13 protein-coding genes and 2 rRNA genes are annotated in these 18,388 nt (G+C 41.8%); 1 reads left to right on the top strand and 14 read right to left on the bottom strand.

Features of this window, described 5'->3' with window-relative positions; translation table 11 throughout:
• Window positions 1–247 precede the first annotated feature (247 nt).
• Genes H8B21_RS16280 through H8B21_RS16265 form a run of 4 tightly spaced genes read right to left on the bottom strand, consistent with a single transcriptional unit; the run spans window position 248 to window position 6,174 of the window.
• Complete coding sequence (locus H8B21_RS16280) at window positions 248–2,029, bottom strand: acyl-CoA dehydrogenase family protein (protein ID WP_190314848.1); 1,782 nt, start codon at window positions 2,027–2,029, stop codon at window positions 248–250.
• 14 nt (window positions 2,030–2,043) lie between these two features.
• The gene (locus H8B21_RS16275) at window positions 2,044–3,219 is read right to left on the bottom strand and encodes an acetyl-CoA C-acyltransferase (RefSeq protein ID WP_190314847.1); all 1,176 of its coding nucleotides are present in this window, start codon (window positions 3,217–3,219) and stop codon (window positions 2,044–2,046) included.
• 6 nt (window positions 3,220–3,225) lie between these two features.
• Window positions 3,226–5,652, bottom strand: a complete 2,427-nt coding sequence (locus H8B21_RS16270) for a 3-hydroxyacyl-CoA dehydrogenase/enoyl-CoA hydratase family protein (RefSeq protein WP_190314846.1) — start codon at window positions 5,650–5,652, stop codon at window positions 3,226–3,228.
• A gap of 33 nt (window positions 5,653–5,685) precedes the next feature.
• The gene (locus H8B21_RS16265) at window positions 5,686–6,174 is read right to left on the bottom strand and encodes a MarR family winged helix-turn-helix transcriptional regulator (RefSeq protein ID WP_190314845.1); all 489 of its coding nucleotides are present in this window, start codon (window positions 6,172–6,174) and stop codon (window positions 5,686–5,688) included.
• 230 nt (window positions 6,175–6,404) lie between these two features.
• On the opposite strand from H8B21_RS16265, the gene H8B21_RS16260 reads away from it, so the two are divergent.
• Window positions 6,405–6,824 carry a nucleoside-diphosphate kinase gene (locus tag H8B21_RS16260; RefSeq protein ID WP_190314844.1) on the top strand — a complete coding sequence of 140 codons (420 nt, stop codon included), beginning with the start codon at window positions 6,405–6,407 and terminating at the stop codon, window positions 6,822–6,824.
• Window positions 6,825–6,888: 64 nt separating this feature from the next.
• Here the strand turns inward: H8B21_RS16260 and ybeY are convergent, their stop codons facing one another.
• The 10 genes from ybeY to H8B21_RS16210 all read right to left on the bottom strand — a co-directional run.
• Complete coding sequence (gene ybeY, locus H8B21_RS16255; RefSeq protein WP_190314843.1) at window positions 6,889–7,323, bottom strand: rRNA maturation RNase YbeY; 435 nt, start codon at window positions 7,321–7,323, stop codon at window positions 6,889–6,891.
• Between the two features lie 4 nt (window positions 7,324–7,327).
• Window positions 7,328–7,741 (bottom strand): Holliday junction resolvase RuvX, encoded by a 414-nt coding sequence (gene ruvX / locus H8B21_RS16250; protein ID WP_190314842.1) that lies wholly within the window; start codon window positions 7,739–7,741, stop codon window positions 7,328–7,330.
• A gap of 42 nt (window positions 7,742–7,783) precedes the next feature.
• Window positions 7,784–9,394, bottom strand: a complete 1,611-nt coding sequence (locus tag H8B21_RS16245; RefSeq protein WP_190314841.1) for a SusD/RagB family nutrient-binding outer membrane lipoprotein — start codon at window positions 9,392–9,394, stop codon at window positions 7,784–7,786.
• A gap of 24 nt (window positions 9,395–9,418) precedes the next feature.
• Window positions 9,419–12,823, bottom strand: coding sequence for a SusC/RagA family TonB-linked outer membrane protein (locus H8B21_RS16240; protein ID WP_190314840.1), 3,405 nt, complete (start codon window positions 12,821–12,823; stop codon window positions 9,419–9,421).
• Window positions 12,824–13,015: 192 nt separating this feature from the next.
• Window positions 13,016–14,161 carry a FecR family protein gene (locus H8B21_RS16235; RefSeq protein WP_190314839.1) on the bottom strand — a complete coding sequence of 382 codons (1,146 nt, stop codon included), beginning with the start codon at window positions 14,159–14,161 and terminating at the stop codon, window positions 13,016–13,018.
• 74 nt (window positions 14,162–14,235) lie between these two features.
• On the bottom strand, window positions 14,236–14,820 hold the full coding sequence (locus H8B21_RS16230) for an RNA polymerase sigma-70 factor (protein WP_190314838.1): 585 nt from the start codon (window positions 14,818–14,820) through the stop codon (window positions 14,236–14,238).
• 65 nt (window positions 14,821–14,885) lie between these two features.
• On the bottom strand, window positions 14,886–15,947 hold the full coding sequence (locus H8B21_RS16225) for a glutaminyl-peptide cyclotransferase (RefSeq protein WP_190314837.1): 1,062 nt from the start codon (window positions 15,945–15,947) through the stop codon (window positions 14,886–14,888).
• Window positions 15,948–16,007: 60 nt separating this feature from the next.
• Window positions 16,008–17,993 carry a DNA primase gene (gene dnaG, locus H8B21_RS16220; RefSeq protein WP_190314836.1) on the bottom strand — a complete coding sequence of 662 codons (1,986 nt, stop codon included), beginning with the start codon at window positions 17,991–17,993 and terminating at the stop codon, window positions 16,008–16,010.
• A gap of 116 nt (window positions 17,994–18,109) precedes the next feature.
• Window positions 18,110–18,221: ribosomal RNA gene (rrf, locus tag H8B21_RS16215) — 5S ribosomal RNA — on the bottom strand.
• A gap of 63 nt (window positions 18,222–18,284) precedes the next feature.
• Window positions 18,285–18,388 (bottom strand): 23S ribosomal RNA (locus tag H8B21_RS16210); the annotation flags it as partial.

The raw sequence follows: 18,388 nt of genomic DNA, 5'->3' as shown, positions 1-18,388 counted from the left end.
CGAAACGAAAGACAATAAAGATTGATAAAATCTCTGTTCATTTGAACCGCTCTGTTTTGAATTTGGTTACTTTTCATGTTTTGTTTAATGTTTTTTATACTATCGTTGCCAACGCCAATTGAAACGAACAGGACAAATATAAAAACATTTTAATAAAGTCTACTAAATAAGTAGATTTTATTTTAAAAAAAATAAAAAAGCCTGTCACATATACCGTAACAGGCTAATCAACCAAAAAAATAATGTATCAAAAACAATATTTATTCTCTTCAATCATTTTCTTCGCAATACGCTGACGAGCTTCTTTTGTGTTAAACGGTTCCGCTTTTGTAAATCGACGCAGACCAACCATCATCATCTTCAATTCGTCCCCTTCCGTAAAGGCGTAAAGTGCTTCTTTACCTACTGTAGCTACTTTATCCAAAGCAGTATATAAATACACCCTCGCCATATCTAAGGGGAAAGTGGCCGCATTTTCTCCTTGAGTGTGATAAATCTTTTCTGCCCGCAACAATATCGACTCGGCCACATAGACATAGCCAATGATATCCGCAATATTCATTAATATCTCCTCCTCTTTCGATAAACTCATCATCAGTTTCTGTACCGCAGCACCCGCCACCATTAAACCGGCCTTTTTTAAATTTGCTATAATCTTCTTCTCCGTGGCAAAAATGGCGGTATCTTCTTCTCCAAAATCAGGAATAGCCATCAGCTCGTTTGCAACAGCCGTCGCAGGCCCCATTAAATCCAGCTCTCCTTTCATGGCACGTTTTAATAGCATATCCACGACCAATAAGCGATTCACCTCATTTGTACCCTCAAAAATCCGATTAATACGCGAATCCCGGTACGCTCTCTCCATCGGCGCTTCAGCCGAATAACCCATACCTCCATAAATCTGTACCCCTTCGTCAACGACATAATCCAGCATCTCAGAGCACCATACCTTTATAATCGCACATTCAATAGCAAACTGTTCTGTAGATTTTAACTTGGCTTTAGCTTCATCCATTCCGCCGGCAACAAGCGCAGCATAAGCATCATCAATATTCTGTCCTGCTCTATAAGCAGCAGATTCATTAGCGTACAAACGAATAGCCATTTCAGCCAATTTGTGACGAATTGCCCCAAATTTGGATATGGGCAAATTAAATTGCACGCGCTCATTAGCGTATTTTACGGCTTGCGTAACGACAGAACGTGCAGAACCAATGGTCGCAGCACCCAATTTGATTCGTCCGATATTTAGAATATTAACGGCAATCTTAAAGCCGTTTTCCCTTTCAGATAATAGATTCTCTACCGGAACTGGACAATCATTAAAAAATATCTGCCTTGTCGACGAGCCCTTGATACCCATCTTATGTTCTTCGGGATTCATCGTAATACCGCCAAAATCTCTTTCTACAATAAAAGCACTGAGATTCTTGTCGTTATCAATTTTTGCAAATACTATGAATACATCCGCAAATCCACCATTTGTAATCCACATTTTCTGCCCATTGAGCAGATAATGCGTGCCTTCTGCATTTAATTTTGCGGAGGAACGTCCCGAATTCGCATCGGACCCTGCGTTAGGCTCCGTCAAACAATAGGCTGCTTTCCATTCTCCTGATGTTAGTTTAGGAATGTATTTTTCTTTTTGGGCATCGTTTCCGTAATATAAGATGGGTAATGTACCAATACCGGTGTGTGCAGAAAGAGCGACAGCAAACGAATAACCGCCACCTACCGCTTCGCCAACTAACATTGACGTATTGAAGTTTTTACCAAATCCTCCATATTGCTCCGGGATGGACACGCCTAATAGGCCCAATTCTCCAGCTTTATCCAAAAGGCTTTGCATCAACCCCTCTTCCTGCGCGTCAATTCTATCCAGCTTGTCCAACACTTCCGTATCAAGAAAATCCAAACAAGTCTGGCGAATCATTTTTGCTTCTTCATCAAACTCTTCCGGAATAAAAACTTCCGTATAAGGGGTTTCGCGAATCACAAACTCCCCGCCTTTAATAGCTTTTGTTTCCATTATTTATAAATTCTTCAATCTAGCATTTCAAATATCCCAGCTGCTCCTTGTCCCGTTCCCACGCACATTGTTACCATACCGTATCTTTTCTCCTGACGTTTCAACTCGTTTAAGAGCTGCACGGTCAATTTAGCTCCTGTACAGCCTAGCGGGTGCCCTAAAGCTATCGCTCCACCATTGACATTTATTTTTTCTTCATCCAACCCTAATTCGCGGATAACCGCCAAGGATTGTGATGCAAAAGCTTCATTCAATTCGATCAGGTCGATGTCTTCTTTTTGCAATCCCGCCATTTCCAGTGCTTTGGGTATGGCGAACACAGGACCTATTCCCATAATCCGCGGAGGCACTCCTGCCACGGCATAACTCACCAATCGTGCTATCGGTTTAACATTCAATTCCTTTAGCATCTTTTCCGACACGACCATAACAAAGGCCGCACCGTCGGATGTTTGTGACGAGTTCCCAGCGGTAATACACCCGCCTGCCGCGAATACTGGCTTTAGCTTTGCTAACGCCTCCGCCGAAGAATCCGCTCTTGGCCCTTCATCTGTATCGACAATATATTCACGTGAGGCAATTTTGTTGTCCTTTAGGTGATTTTCAGTAACCTTAATAGGTACAATACCGTCTTTCAAATGCCCGTTTTCTATAGCTGCGATTGCTTTTTGGTGCGACCGAAGTGCGAAAGCATCCTGATCTTCACGCGAAACGTTATATTCTTTCGCTACGGCTTCCGCTGTCAGCCCCATACCCCAATACCAATCCGGATGGTCTTTCGCCACCACCGGATTTGGCACGATTTTCCATCCGCCAAACGGCATGCCCGACATAACTTCTACACCACCGGCAATAATACAATCGGCCATACCGGATTTAATCTTTGCTACAGCCGTCGCGATGGTTTCCAACCCAGATGCACAATATCGATTCACGGTTACACCCGGTACTTTGTCGGTATCCAATCCCATCAATGAAATTAAACGTCCGACGTTCAATCCTTGTTCCGCTTCTGGCATGGCATTTCCCACAATGACATCATCAATTTTCGTCACATCCAATTGTGGCACGGTCGCCACCATATGTTTAATAACTTCAGCCGCTAAATCATCTGCACGCATGAAACGAAAGCCACCTCTCGGTGCCTTTCCTACTGCTGTACGATATCCTGCTATAATGTATGCTTCCATGTTTCACTAATTTCTAAGAGGTTTCCCTTTCGTCAACATATGTTGTATTCGTTCCAATGTTTTACGCTCCGCGCATAACTCCAAAAACGCCCTTCGTTCCATATCGAGTAGGTATTGCTCAGAGACTTCCGTAGGCTCTGACAGGTTTCCACCACACATCACCCATCCCAATTTTTCCGAGATCTTCTTATCATGGTCGGAGATATAATTCCCTTCCCGCATAGAAGAGGCTCCTACATAAACTATTCCTAATCCTTGATTTCCAAGCACTTTAATATCCGTTCGTGGAGCGGGTTGTATATATCCCGCATGCGCAAGCTCCAACGCTTTTGCCTTAGCATCTGCCAATAACCGCTTACGATTCATCGTGATGGCATATTTGCCTTCTTGCAAATAACCAAGCTCCGCAGCTTCTACCGCAGAAGTCGACACCTTTGCCTGACCTATTGTTAAGAATCGATCTTTTAACGTGTTCTGTACAATTTGATCGGGTTTATATTCATCCGAGGCTCGGAGAGCAAACTCCTTAGAGCCACCTCCACCCGGAATAACACCAACACCAAATTCCACCAAGCCCATGTATGTCTCCGCATGCAATTGTACGAAATCGGCATGCATCGAAAATTCACACCCACCACCTAATGTCAGTTGGAATGGCGCGACGACAACGGGAATAGACGAATAGCGAATCCGCATGGCGGTATTCTGGAACATACGCACCGCCGTATTCAACTCGTCATAATCCTGCTCGACCGCCATCATGAAAATCATGCCGATATTAGCGCCTGCCGAAAAGTTTTTACCGTCATTCGTAATAACAAGGCCTCGGTATTCTTTTTCGGCTAAATCAATCGCTTTATTGATGCCCTGGATAACATCCCCACCAATCGTGTTCATCTTGGTATGAAACTCACAATTGATGATACCATCACCCAAATCCGTAATGGTTACCCCAGAATTTTTCCAAATGGTTTTTGTGTCCCGAATATGATCTAAAATGATTAAATCTTCGGTTCCTGGAATCGGTTTATAGGATTTCGAGCCTATGTCGTAATAATGCCTTACGCCGTCTTGCACTTTATAGAAAGAGTCGTGTCCGGCTTCCAGCATCTCATGTACCCACTGCGCTACTTCACCTTGCTGTCCCGGTAACCTTTTCTCTTCTGTCCGAATCTTATCAATCGTTTCCTGCACGCCCAGTGCATCCCAAACCTCAAACGGCCCCAGTTCCCAACCGAAGCCAGCACGCATGGCATCATCTATCCGATAAAAATCATCGGTAATTTCTGGAACACGGCGGGAGACATATTCAAATAACGGGTAATGCATCGCACGGAACAATGTACCGGCTTTATCTGTACCTTGCTCATAAACTTTCATCCGTTTACGGATATCTTCTACAGGCTTAGTTGCCTCAAGGGTTGCCGATTTAACTTTCTCTTGTTCTTTATATTCCAGTGTCTTTAAGTCGAGTGCAAGAATGACCGAATCACCTTTATCGTCTTTTACTTTTTTATAAAAACCTTGTTTCGATTTTTCGCCCAACCATTTATTCTCCACCATTTTGGTGATATAGGATGGTAACTGGAAAACCTCTTTGGCCTCGTCGTCAGGAACATTTTGTATCAGTCCCTGCGCAACATTGACTAACGTATCCAACCCCACGACATCTGCGGTACGAAACGTAGCTGATTTAGGATGCCCCATCGCTGGCCCTGTATATTTATCAACCTCTTCTACGGACAAGTCCATCTGTTCCACGAGATGTGTCAACGCTAACATGGAGTAAACACCAACACGGTTTCCTATAAAAGCCGGGGTATCCTTACATAATACGACGGTTTTGCCTAACATTTTATCTCCAAAATGCAATAGGAAGTCGACAACTTCCGGTTTGGTATCCGCAGTAGGAATAATCTCTAATAGCTCCAGATAACGCGGAGGGTTGAAAAAGTGTGTTCCGCAAAAATGTGCTTTAAAATCATCCGATCTCCCTTCGGTCATCAAATGGATTGGGATACCAGAAGTATTCGATGTGATCAACGTTCCTGCCTTCCGGTATTGTTCTACCTGCTCAAAAACAGATTTTTTAATCTCCAATCGTTCGACCACCACCTCAATTACCCAATCGCACGTTGCAATAGCGGGCATATCGTTTTCAAAATTCCCGGTATGTATACGCTTTACGTAGTGTTTGCTATAAATGGGGGATGGATTGGTTTTTAATGCAGTATCCAAAGAATTGTTCACTATACGATTTCGAACAACCGGGCTTTCCAGTGTTAACCCCTTAGCCTCTTCTTGTGGTAAAAGTTCCCGCGGCACAATGTCCAACAAGAGCACCTCTATACCCACGTTTGCAAAGTGACAAGCTATCCTCGAACCCATCACCCCCGAACCTAAAACAGCTACTTTCTTAATACGTCTATTCATTTTATTACTTTTTTTAGTAAAAATGTTTCCCGTCTATTTTCCAACATCTACCTTCTTTGATCCTTCAGCCTTCTTCTCTACACCTCCTTCTTGCTCCAGCTGATAACTTGCCGTCAATGCGTTGATCTTCTTTAACGACTGAATCAATTGCGCACGCTCCTCTTCCGGAATCCGGGACTCCAAAAACTCATTAAAGCTCCTAACGACGTCTTTCGCTAGCTTTCGCTTTTCCACACCTAACGGTGTCAAATACACCTTTACCGAGCGTTTATCGGATGCATTTACCTCTCTATAGATAAACCCTAACGTTTCTAAATTGTTTAATACCCGAGACAACGATGTCGTCTTCACGCCCGTAGCATTTGCAATTTGCGAAACCGAGGTACCTTCTTTATGTATATTGATCAAAATATATCCTGCTGCTTGGGTGAACCCGAATTGCGAAGCAATAATGTTGTACTTGTTAGCGACCGTCTGCCAACAGGTTTTCAAAAAATAATCTATGGTATTGTCTTGAGACATAATTTGATTTATATTTTACTATGCAAGCATAACAAATATAATAAGTCTCTTGGATAAAACAAATTTTTTTAGGTTTATATTTTTGCTGCTTTTTATCTTTCCGCTAATTCCCCCTATGTTTCCTCTGATAAGTAAAATTTTTCAAGGCAGAGGAGATTTACACAAACTCATCTTATAGGTATTCGCGAATGCAAAGCATTTTGTGTAAATTTGCACAAAAATTTATCAACATGGCAACAAATAGAACTTTTACGATGATTAAGCCAGATGCTGTAGCAAATGGTCACATTGGTGCTATCTTAAATGATATTATCGCGGACGGCTTCAAAATCGTCGCTATGAAATACATCCAGCTTACAAAAGAAACTGCAGGCAATTTCTATGCCGTACATAAAGAAAGACCTTTTTATAATGATTTAGTTAGCTTTATGACCTCAGGACCAATTGTAGCGGCTATCTTGGAAAAAGACAATGCTGTAGAAGATTTCCGCAAACTAATCGGTGCTACAAATCCTGCTGAAGCAGCGGAAGGGACGATTCGCAACAAATACGCTAAATCTATCGATGCGAATGCTGTTCACGGATCGGATTCGGATGAAAATGCAGATATTGAAGGTAATTTCTTTTTCTCTCAATTCGAAAGATTTTAAGGCTTCAGACCCTAACTTAAAAAAGGGAAATCGTTTGATTTCCCTTTTCTGTTTATATGCTTCCTTAAAAAACTCGTTTGCTTAAGTATTCGTTCTCCTTAGCGGTCATCAACTCTTTGGCTTCTTTTTTCTTATCCAGGTATCCACATAGGTGCAATACGCCGTGAATGATCACCCGATGCAATTCGTCACGTTCGGACACACCAAACTTCAACGCATTCTCTGCTGTTCTTTCTACGGATATAAAAATATCGCCTGCAATGACATTGTCTTCTTCCGAAGAGTCAAATGTCACAATATCTGTATACGTATCGTGATCCAAATATTGTTTATTAATTTCTAACAAATAGGCGTCTGAACAGAGAATAAAATTTAATTCACCAATTCGGTCAAAGCCCTCTGCCGTAACCGTGGCACCAATCCATTGCCGTATTTTCTGTTTGTCTTTGATCTTATAATCAGTGTCCTCGTTGAAAAACGAAATATCTCTTAATGCCATCGTATTAAAATGCTTTGGAATCCATATAAGTTTGTAGAATGATGGTTGCCGATACAGCATCGACCAACCCCTTCTCCTGTCGTTTATGCTTTTTCATACCGCTTTGGGCAATAACACTGGAAGCCATTTTAGAGGTAAAGCGTTCATCAATTTCGACGATCGGGATAGTGGGATAGGTCTTTTTTAGCTTTCGGATAAAACCAACAATATGCTGAGCCGACTGTGATGCTGTTCCATCCATCTGCAAAGGTTTACCCACGACAAATGTCTCTACCTCCTCTTTTTGAAGGTAATCCGCCAAATACTTCCAAATCTCCTCTGGATGGATAGTCGTCAGCGACGTCGCAATAAGCTGCATCGGGTCAGTAACCGCCATGCCTATCCGCTTTGTCCCATAATCAAAAGCCATAATGCGCATATCTGTCTATTTGCACAAAAATACGAATCCTTATCGAGCTTTTTATTGGTTATCCCACCATACGGGTTTCAACCAATCATCTTTTCCACCCATCCGGCTTATGGCTCCCTCGACATTTGTTGCATTCTGAATCAATTCAGACTGTGGATAAAAGAAGCGTTTCGGAATGACTCCTCCTGTTTCAGTTGGGTTCGAGGCTGTTCCTTCAAACGGTATAATGACCGACGGATATCCGGTACGTCTGTAGTTGGCGTATGCTTCTGCGCCATTGAGAAAAAAGTTTACCCACATCTGCCCATGTACAGCATCCATTGCTTCTGCAAAATCTGAGGGAAACGGGCTATAACTTGCTTTCAAAGCTTCGATTTTATCAGTATCGATCGCGGGTGCCCCCGGATAGTGTGCCATCATGGCGCAGCTAGCCTCTATGCCATGATGGAAATGCCCAACGGCATTAGCATGAGATAATCCGGCCCAACCACGTAACGCAGCTTCGGCTTTTAGAAACTCTACTTCCGCATATGTTAAATGGAAGAAAGGTGCGTCCAGCGCTGAGACGTATATACTGGGTTGCACAAATTTAAAGGAATGTCCTACCCAGCGAGAGATTCCATCTCCGTCAACTATGCTACCATAATCTTCCCAATAGTCCCAACCCATTGCTCCCGGCCTTACGCCTATAGGTTCAATATAATCGGTAATATCCTGAATACTTTGGGAAACACCAACAATACCGTCTCCCAGATATGTTCCTCCATATATTTTTAACCTTGGGTCTTGACGATCGTGCATATAGTCCACTAAAGTGGTTGTCAGCTTAAAACCGGAAGAAATAGCCTCGTTCTTAAATACTTGAGAACGCCCGTTCCCCCTGTATTCATTTTCACGATAACTGAGATTCATATGCTTGGTCATGGCTATATCGGCATTACTTTCCAATACACCGCCGTTTAATGCGGCTTCCACTTGTTTGCGGGCTTCCTGTTCATCCACTTTTGTTAACCGGAAACCTAAACGCAAACGAAGGGAGTTACCCAGCTTCTTCCATTGTGCTACGTTACCATTGTAAAATAAGTCGCCATCAAACGGTCCTTTATCAACGTTCAATTGAGCGACAGCCTCGTCCAACTCTTTAAAGAAATCAACATAAATATCCTCTTGCTTATCATATTTTGGCAATAGAATACCAGCTGTATATCCTTTAATAGCTTCTGAATAGGGTATATCTCCATATAAATCCGTCATTTTTGCATAAATCATAACACGCAGAATACGTGCAGCCGCATGGATATTCACCTGCTCAGGATCATCTGCTGTTTTGTAAACAACATCTTCTATATTCTTCAATTCACGAGGATAGGTTTTTTCCCAGTGGCTTGCCCAATACGTGAGATCAAACACTTGGTACATACCGCCGGCCTGAATACCCCAGGCTCCACCGAGGTGTTGAACCATCGGAGAGGCTAACAACAAATCATAGCGCCAAACATCTTCCCGATCTCCGGACATGCCTGCCTGCACCGCCGTAAACTGATATGCCGGATCCAGCTCGCTATATCCTGCCGGGTTTTCATTGAGTGATGTCAAATCTTTCGTACAACCATGCAACAGAACGATTAGCACAAATAATGATATATATTTTATCGTTTTCATATAAATTCCTCCTTAATACAACCGTTAAAACCGTACATTTAAATTGAACCCTATGCTTCTTCTACCCGGTAATGATCCGTACTCAAACCCTTGTCCGTTACCATTATTATAGTTGGATTCGGGGTCGATATTCGGAACGTTTTTCCGTATAATCCAAAGGTTACGCCCGATTACGCCGATGGAAACAGACTGAATAGGCATTCTTTTCACCATGGACTGTGGAAGTGTATAGCTTATTCCTACATCACGAAGTTTAATATATCCACCATCATATATGAAAGATGCTGGAACTTGTTCAGAGACGTGACGCCAGTATTCAGCTGGGTTAATGGCGACATCATTCGGCTCTCCATTTTCGTTCACGCCAACACCGATAAACCCTCTTCCATTTCGATCGACAGCATCCGGATCCAAACCGGCGTCCTCTGCTGCTCGTCTTTCCTGATAGTATTCGTTCCAAGAATCACGTCCGTCCAATGTGGCCAAATGCGATCCGTTGTCATACATCATCATATTCGTCATGGAGAACAAGCTTCCGCCTTTCCGGATATCAATTGTCGCACGGAATTCGATTCCTTTATACGAAAAGCTGTTTGTCAAACCGCCCGTCCAGCTTGGCAAGCTATTGCCTATTGCTACGGGACCATCTGTATAAAGTGGTTTACCATCGCTCCCGTGAATGATATTTCCTGCATCATCTTTTTGAAAATCCCGACCTAAGATAGTACCGAAAGGTTTTCCCTTTTCTGCGATAATAGTCGCTCCTGCCCAACGGGCTTCCGCCACCGTATACGCTTCGAGATTATCGGAAAGGTCGACTACGGTATTATAGTTTTTTGCGAAATTGAAAGACAAATCCCATTTGAAACTGTTTTCTAGAGAAACCGGAGTCGTCTTCAATAGTATCTCTACCCCTTTATTTTTCAGCTTAGCAGCATTCAATGATGCGCGAGCATAGCCTGTCGGCGATGGAACAGGCACATCCAGTAATACATCATTCGTCACCTCATTATAATAGGTAACATCCAAATGGATACGATTTTTCAAAAAACTTAAATCAGCCCCTACCTCAAAAGAGTTTTTGCGTTGTGGTCTCAAGTTCGCGTTTGGAATAACGTCGCCCAAAATTTCTCCCATAGGAAACCCGTTCATCGACTGGCCAGTCAGGTTATATAAGAAATCTGTTTTATACGGATCGGCATCGCTACCTACTTGTCCATAAGACGTCCTTAACTTTGCATAGTTCAACACGCTCGATTGTATATTAAAAGCATCAGACAGAACAAAGCTCAAGTCAGCCGCCGGATAGAAATAGGCGTTATTTCCTTTGGGTAGTGTAGACGACCAGTCGTTGCGCCCTTGCAAGTTTAAAAATAAATAGTTGTTGTATCCGAGTTCTACATTTCCAAAAATAGATTGAATCTCTTTGCGTGGATGTAGAGGTTGAATCAGTAATTCCCGAAAATTGGTAATCAGCATTTTACCAGGCGAAATAATTTCATTACCCATCGTGATGGTCTGCTCCCGATTAAATTTCATAATATTTCCCCCAAGCATCGCCCCAATAGTGAAAGCGGAGTTGATCTCCTTATTGAAATTCACCATGGCTTGGAAGTTATCTTCCCTCACTTTTAGATCATTAAGCTGTAATTGTCCGCCAGTCCTTGTCGGTGTATGCAAATCATAGAAGTTCGTAAACTCAAAGTTATAGAAATCTGTTCCGGCACTCGCTATAGCGGACCAATTATCATCAATTTGATAAATCAAATTTGCCGACCCACCCGTTCTAACCTTTTTGCTATCATTACGTGTTCGGTTTATTGTCCAATAGGGATTAGCACGGTATTGGTTTCCCGTATAGTTTATATATGTTCCATCCTCATTCTCAAAATGCTGTAACCAAGCTTGGTCAAAGTTACCGGCCAAACCGATTAACCCATTCCCGATATTATTGACGTCATCTGTTAGCGCCGGTCTGTTCCGTACTTTCTCATTCATTAAGGAGCCTTTCACTTCCAACGTAAGCCTTTCCGTTATTTTGGATTCTCCTCTAAAAGAGAAATTATTTCTATCGTACCCACTTGTTGGAATAATATCTTTATTAGCTACATTCGAATAAGAGAATCTTAAGTTGTGGTTTTCGTTGCCACCCGTTAACGATACGGTATTCATGGCCGTCACTCCCGTTCTAAAGAAATTTTGTACGTTATTTTCCAGATAGTCGTACGGACGCTCCTGCCCATCCCGTTGGATAATGGTATTGAAATCGCTATAGCGAGGTCCCCAGTTGGCTGTAATATTTCCCGCTTGCGTAGCATCTTTAGGCAGTAAACCGTTCGTCCCTTGCCCATAAACTTTCTGCCGCTCGTCCAAGCGGGTAGAGATATGGTCGGTCGTCAAAGAGCTATTGTATTCAATCCCCAGGCCCTTTTTTCCTTTACCGCTTTTCGTCGTAATCAATATCACGCCATTCAATGCACGAGAGCCATATAGTACCGCGGCTGAAGCACCTTTTAGTACAGATACCGACTCAATATCGTTCGGATTGAGATCTGCCAAGCCATCCCCCAGGTCAAACCCGCCGTTTTGATCAGCACTTCCGATGTTTCCGTTAACAGCCGGAACACCGTCAATTACATATAACGGTTGGTTACTTCCCTGTAGTTCCCGTATCCCCCGGATTACCACACGACTGGAACCTGTAGCACCGGCAGTAGTATTGGAAATATTGACACCAGCTACTTTACCTTGCATAGCAGAAATCGCGTTAGGTTCTCCAAAACCGGTCACTTCATCGCCGGAAATATCCGACACTGCGTAGCCCAAAGAGCGCTTCTGACGTTGAATACCTAATGCCGTTACAACAACATTATCCATTATCTCTTCCCGCTCAACCAATACTACATCTATCGTACTACGATTGCCCACCGAAATTTCTTGAATTCCATAACCTAAGAAAGAAAAGCTTAACACATTGTTTTCTCCCGTTAATTCCAGCGTATATTGTCCACGTTCGTTTGTAACTGCCGATTTAGAAGTGCCTTTAAGTCGTACACTTACGCCAGGCAAAGTCATACCATCAGTATTTCGAACGTAACCACTCACGGTACGCGTCTGTTTAATTACGGCCGCGTTATCTTTATTTTTGACGATTACCGTATTGCTTGTCAACGAATAGGTAAAAGGTTGATTTCTAAAGCATAGCTCTAATGCTTCCTCGAGCGTCACGTTCTTGACATTGATCGTTACTTTTTTTGCATCTTTCAACATCGTCGCACTATAGAGAAAATCATGATTACTTTGTTCGCTGATTTTCTTAAGTGCGGATTCCAACGTACCGTTAGTCGTCGACAACGTGATGTGTTGAGCAAAGCTGGTAGCACTTGCTTTCACAAAGGCACATATCAAGAGGATTGTGGTCAGTTTCATAACAAGTAAAATCCTGTAAAAGGAAAGAATTCTCTCCCTACCCAAATTAAATTTCATATTTTTGAAAGTTAGAGTTTATGTAATTGATAATATTTTGTTAGTACATTTTATTATAACGAAACTCAACACGTTTAAGATGCTGGAGCGGGGCAACGCTTCAGCATTTTTTCGTTGTTGATTATGAACGTAAATTTATGGCATAACAACAACCCTCCTTCCTTCTATTTCAAACTTAACTGTCCCTATTTGTTCTAACATATTTAAGATTTCAGTGATATCACTTCTACGAAGTATTCGCCCGGAGTATAGTATATCTTTCATACTTCCCTGATAGACCACTTGACAATCATACCATCTAGAAAGCTGATTCATGACACTTTTTATATTTTCATTGTTAAACATAAAATAGCCTTTGGTCCATGCCGTCTCTACTGTTAAATCAGCTTTTTTGGTATGCATAACACCACTCGCTTTATTCAATATGGCAGATTGTCCTGGCTTCAGCAACGCTTCCTTTTTCTCCGCCTTAACCTTTACTGATCCCTCTACTAGAGTTGTCGTAATATCCTCTTCATCTTGATAGCCCTTCACATTAAACGTCGTACCTAACACTTCGATTTCCATGGCTGGCATTGATACAATAAAAGGTTTATCCTCATTTTTAGCTACTTCAAAAAAAGCTTCTCCTTGTAGTACAACTTTGCGTTCATCACCCTCAAATAAAGTCGGAAAAGATAATGCGCTCTCGCTATTTAAAGAAACCTTGCTGCCGTCGGGTAAATGTATCACATACTGTCCTCCTTTTGGCGTCATTAGTTCATTATAAGCCAATGTGGTGGTCCCACCTGTTTCTGGGTTAAACAGCAATTCACCCTTATTGTCCGTAAAAGTTCCCTGATTTGCAATACCAAATGTGGCTAACGAGTCGCCCAGCGCAAAGGTTTGCCCGTTGGCAAGCTTTAATACAGCTTTACTACCTCCTGGTTTAATTTCGTCATCTGTTAATGCTATGTTTTCTTTAGCTACATTTTTTCTTGTATCTAGTAAAAATAATGTTGACAAACCAATAACCATCAATGCGACTGCTGCTATAGAAATTAATTTCCAGGGAAAAATACGTTTAATGGTCGATGTATCATTCGTTGCTAAGCCGGTTGATTGCTTTATTTCTGATAGGGCGCGCGTTATACGCTGTTCAAAAACAGCTTCTTCTTCCGGCCAAAATGTCTCATCGTGTTGTACAGATCGATACCAGTCCAATAACGCTTTACGCTCTTTATCTGTAGCTGTACCAGCAATGTATTTGTCAATAAGTTCAGGAATACGTTGTTCGTCCATAGCTTTATTTTTGGCTGTAACTATAAGGACGTCACATAAGGGTAGAGGTTACCCTTACTCTCTACAAAATTTTTCTAAAAATATTTTATGAATACGTTTATCAAGATGGCGGATACGCCTAAACCTTCTAGTCCTTTACGTACATTCTTGATCGCTTTGGTGAGATGTGCTTCAACCGTCTTCTCCGCAATATTCAGTTCTTCCGAAATTTCTTTGTTGGTCATGTGTAGATTACGACTGTAATGGAATACAAGTTTGCATTTTTCCGGCAGCTCTTCGGTAATTCCATTTATGTATTCTTCTAGAAATTTGGCATATATCCGCTCATCATCATGCACCACGTCTTCTTTCGTATAATGTTCCTGAGCAATGGCTTCCTGACGTCGCTTTCGTTGTATAACCCGGAAAACAGAAAACTTAATGGCTGTGGCTAAATAAGCACTTAATGTATTTATTTCTACTTGTTGCCGTTTCTCCCATAGCTGTATAAATACCTCTTGAACAATCTCTTCGGCTAAAGTACTGTCTTTAGCATAATTATAGCCCATTGCCATCAACTTGCGACTATATCGGCTATAGATTTCAGTAAAAGCTATCTCATCTCCCTGTGTCAGCAGGACAGTCAATTCTGTATCCGAAGACAATGCATATCGGTTCATATATTAACTTGGTGCTTTCCAAAGATAACATAAAATTAATAGTTAGAAAAACAGGGATATCTTTCTTAGCGTTCTACGATCTTTACTTCGTAAAGCTTATTCCATTGTTTACCGGTAACGAATAACCGCTTTCCTACGTTATCATAGGCAATCCCGTTCATTTCCTCATCTACGGCACCCCGTTTCGAATTTTTATATAGACCTACAAAATTTATTTGCCCTTCAACAGCGCCTGTTTCAGGGTTGATGATAACAATAATATCTTTCCCATATATATTGGCATATACTTTCCCGTCGATAAACTCCAACTCATTGATGTAATCAACTGCCCCATTATGGTCGTATACAGGAATAAAACCCATTTCTTGATAGGTATTCGGATCTAAAAAATATAATTTATTAGAACTATCTGTCTTTATAAGTCTTTTCCCATCGTAACATAGTCCCCATCCCTGCTTGCTTTGTTGATAGTTAAAAGTACCAACCTGCTCAAACGTATTTTTATTAAACACATATCCCAGATTATTACGCCAGGTTAGCATCACAATCTTATCCCCCACAATAGTCATTCCCTCACCAAAATAAGGTTCACCAGATGCGTCAGTCCCGGTAATTTCTTTCTTTTGCACAACCTTTCCAGTAGCAAGCTCCACTTTCCTTAACGAGGTTATCAAATCATTGCCAGCCCCAGTGGATTCATACAAAAAACCATTTTCAAACTCTAAACCTTGCGTGAATGCCGTTATATCATGCGGATATTCATTGACCACCTCAAATGTATATTGACTGGGTGATTCTGGCAAAATGGTCACGTTACTAAATGCGACATCCTCTTTTCCTTCTCTATAGAGCTTGGCGACCAGATTACGTGCGCCAAGACCAATAGATTCCGTATCCAACAGTAGTTCCGTGGTGTCCTGCTTCCTTTCAATAACCCGCCCATCTACCGAATACACAACCGAATCAATTGCACTATCGGGAAAGTGCATACGTACAGCAACTTTTTGGCCCAGTATAATTGTCTCACCGGATTTTGGTGATAAAAAATCAAACTTTTTCTGCGATTTACATCCTGCCATCAACACGATAGCAAATCCTACAAAAACTAGAATATTATCTATCTTCATTGTTCTCCCGTATTTGCGATGCCAATTTACAGAAATAAAATGACAACCTCGACCTGTCGATTATTTCACCACAATATTTCCCAAAAAATCACCTAGTACCTTTTCCGCCTCTTTCAGCTTCTGATATTTGGCTAATAGGATTTCTATATCTTCTTTGGTAGCTGTCAGTTTAAGCTCCTCTCTGATTTTAACCATTTCCTTTTCCACCTTTCGCTTTTTTATGCGATAAATAGCCTGCATAGTGAGCTCTCGAAGATGCTCCCGTTCTTGTCGAACGTAAATCTTTCTCTTATCATCGTTCCAGTTCGGGCTGAGCTCGTACGGCGTAGTCACACAGGTGATCGCTAAATCTTGGACTTCCTTGTCCTCGTGTGAGAAGAAATATTTTGTATCCGGAATTTCAAAATGTTCCGCTTTCTGTTTAAAGATATCAACGATAAACGAACTTGCTCTATCTTCAAAAGTAATATCATCCAAAGCATTCAAAAGTAAGGGAGCTATGGGAACATCCCCTTCACCTTCCCATACGGCAAGTTCCTCGCCATAATTCAATAGAATACGTACGATTTCCCTTTCCTGTAAAGTATCTGGTGTAATAGTTTGGGGAGCTCCTCCTACTGAAGTATCCTCTTGATCCCTCTCTGCATCAGTCAAAAATAGATCGGCGGGAGGCATACTCTCCGCAGGAAAGTCATTTGAAGTTTTAGAGGCCTGTTGTACCTTCTTATCTTGGGCCTTTGCTTTCTGTATCCGTATTTTATTCAACTCCGTCAGCAAGACACGCTCTTCGATATCTAATAAATGGGAACATTGCTGAATAAAGACGGAAACCTTTATCTCGTCCGGGATCAACGCAATACTTTCTACTACTTCCCGAATAACCTCCGCGCGTTTAATCGGATCACCACCTGTATCTTTTAATAAAATATTTGTTTTATAGAAAATAAAATCTTCCTGATGCTTAGCGATATATTCTTTAAATGCCGTAGAGCCGTACTTCTGTACATAAGAATCAGGGTCGTTACCATCTGGGAACAACAATACTTTCACATTGAGCCCCTCTTCCAGCAACATATCCGTTCCACGTAAAGATGCTTTAATACCAGCAGCATCTCCATCATATAAAATAACAACGTTACTTGTGAAGCGGGAAATAAGACGGATCTGACCGGAGGTTAACGAAGTTCCAGAAGAAGACACTACATTTTCTATTCCAGCTTGATGCATGGACAAGACATCGGCGTAGCCCTCTACCAAATAACATACATCATTATCTTTTATCGCTTTCTTTGCAAAATGAAGCCCGTAGAGAACATCCGATTTGTGATATATATCGCTTTCAGGTGAATTGACATACTTAGGGACAGTTTTCTCGGTTTTTAATGTGCGACCACCGAAACCAATAACACGGCCTGTGAGATTATGGATAGGAAAAATAACACGGCCTCTAAAGCGATCGTAAATACTCCCATCATCTCGCTCTATAGCAAGACCAATTTCTTTTAAATAATCCTTATGAAAACCATTTTCAACAGCGGTATCTGCAAGAGCTGTCCATTGATCAGGCGAATAGCCTAAATCAAATTTCTTTATGATATCCTCCCTATAACCGCGCTCTTTAAAATAAGATAATGCTATGCTTTGCCCCGTCTCAGTATCCCAGAGCTGTTCCTTAAAATATTTACTTGCCCAGGTGCTGAGTACATATAGGCTCTCTCGTTTGTCTTGAGCAGCAAGCTGCGCGGGAGAACGTTCTACCTCCTCTACTGGAATACTATATTTATCTGCCAAATAACGTATCGCTTCCGGATAAGAATACTTCTCCAGTTCCATAACAAACTTAAGTGCGTCACCTCCTGCACCACAACCAAAGCATTTATAAATGCCCTTGGCCACTGATACATGGAAAGATGGAGTTTTTTCATTATGAAAAGGGCAGTTACCAATGAGAGAGGTTCCTCGTTTTTTTAAATCTACAAAGTCCCCCACAACCTCTTCTATCCGAGCTGCATCTAAAACTTTCTCAATGGTTTCTTTTTTTATCATAAATCATCTGTAAAATGAAAAAGTGATTTTACACAAAGGTAATAATTTAGTAGTAGTTAGCTGAGTTGAGATAACAAAAAAAGCCCCTGCAGTTTCCTGTAGGGGCTCTGTATAAAATTTGGCACCGACCTACTCTCCCACCTTTTACGGCAGTACCATCGGCTCTGGCGGGCTTGACTGCTCTGTTCGGAATGGGAAGAGGTAGACACCGCCGATATAGGCACCTGAATATCTTGAATGACATATAATCGGGATAGAAAAAGTAAAAAAAGAGGACAGCGGAACTTTCCGGCGCGGAAAGCTTCGGGCTATTAGTACCGCTCGGCTGTGGTGTCTCCACCTCTACACCTGCGGCCTATCAACGTGGTAGTCTCCCACGGCCCTGTAAGGAAGCC

It is taken from the genome of Sphingobacterium chuzhouense, from assembly GCF_014692525.1.
GTDB lineage: Bacteria > Bacteroidota > Bacteroidia > Sphingobacteriales > Sphingobacteriaceae > Sphingobacterium > Sphingobacterium chuzhouense.
The sequence above is the reverse complement of the archived record's forward strand: the minus strand, read 5'-3'. Positions and strand labels throughout refer to the sequence as shown.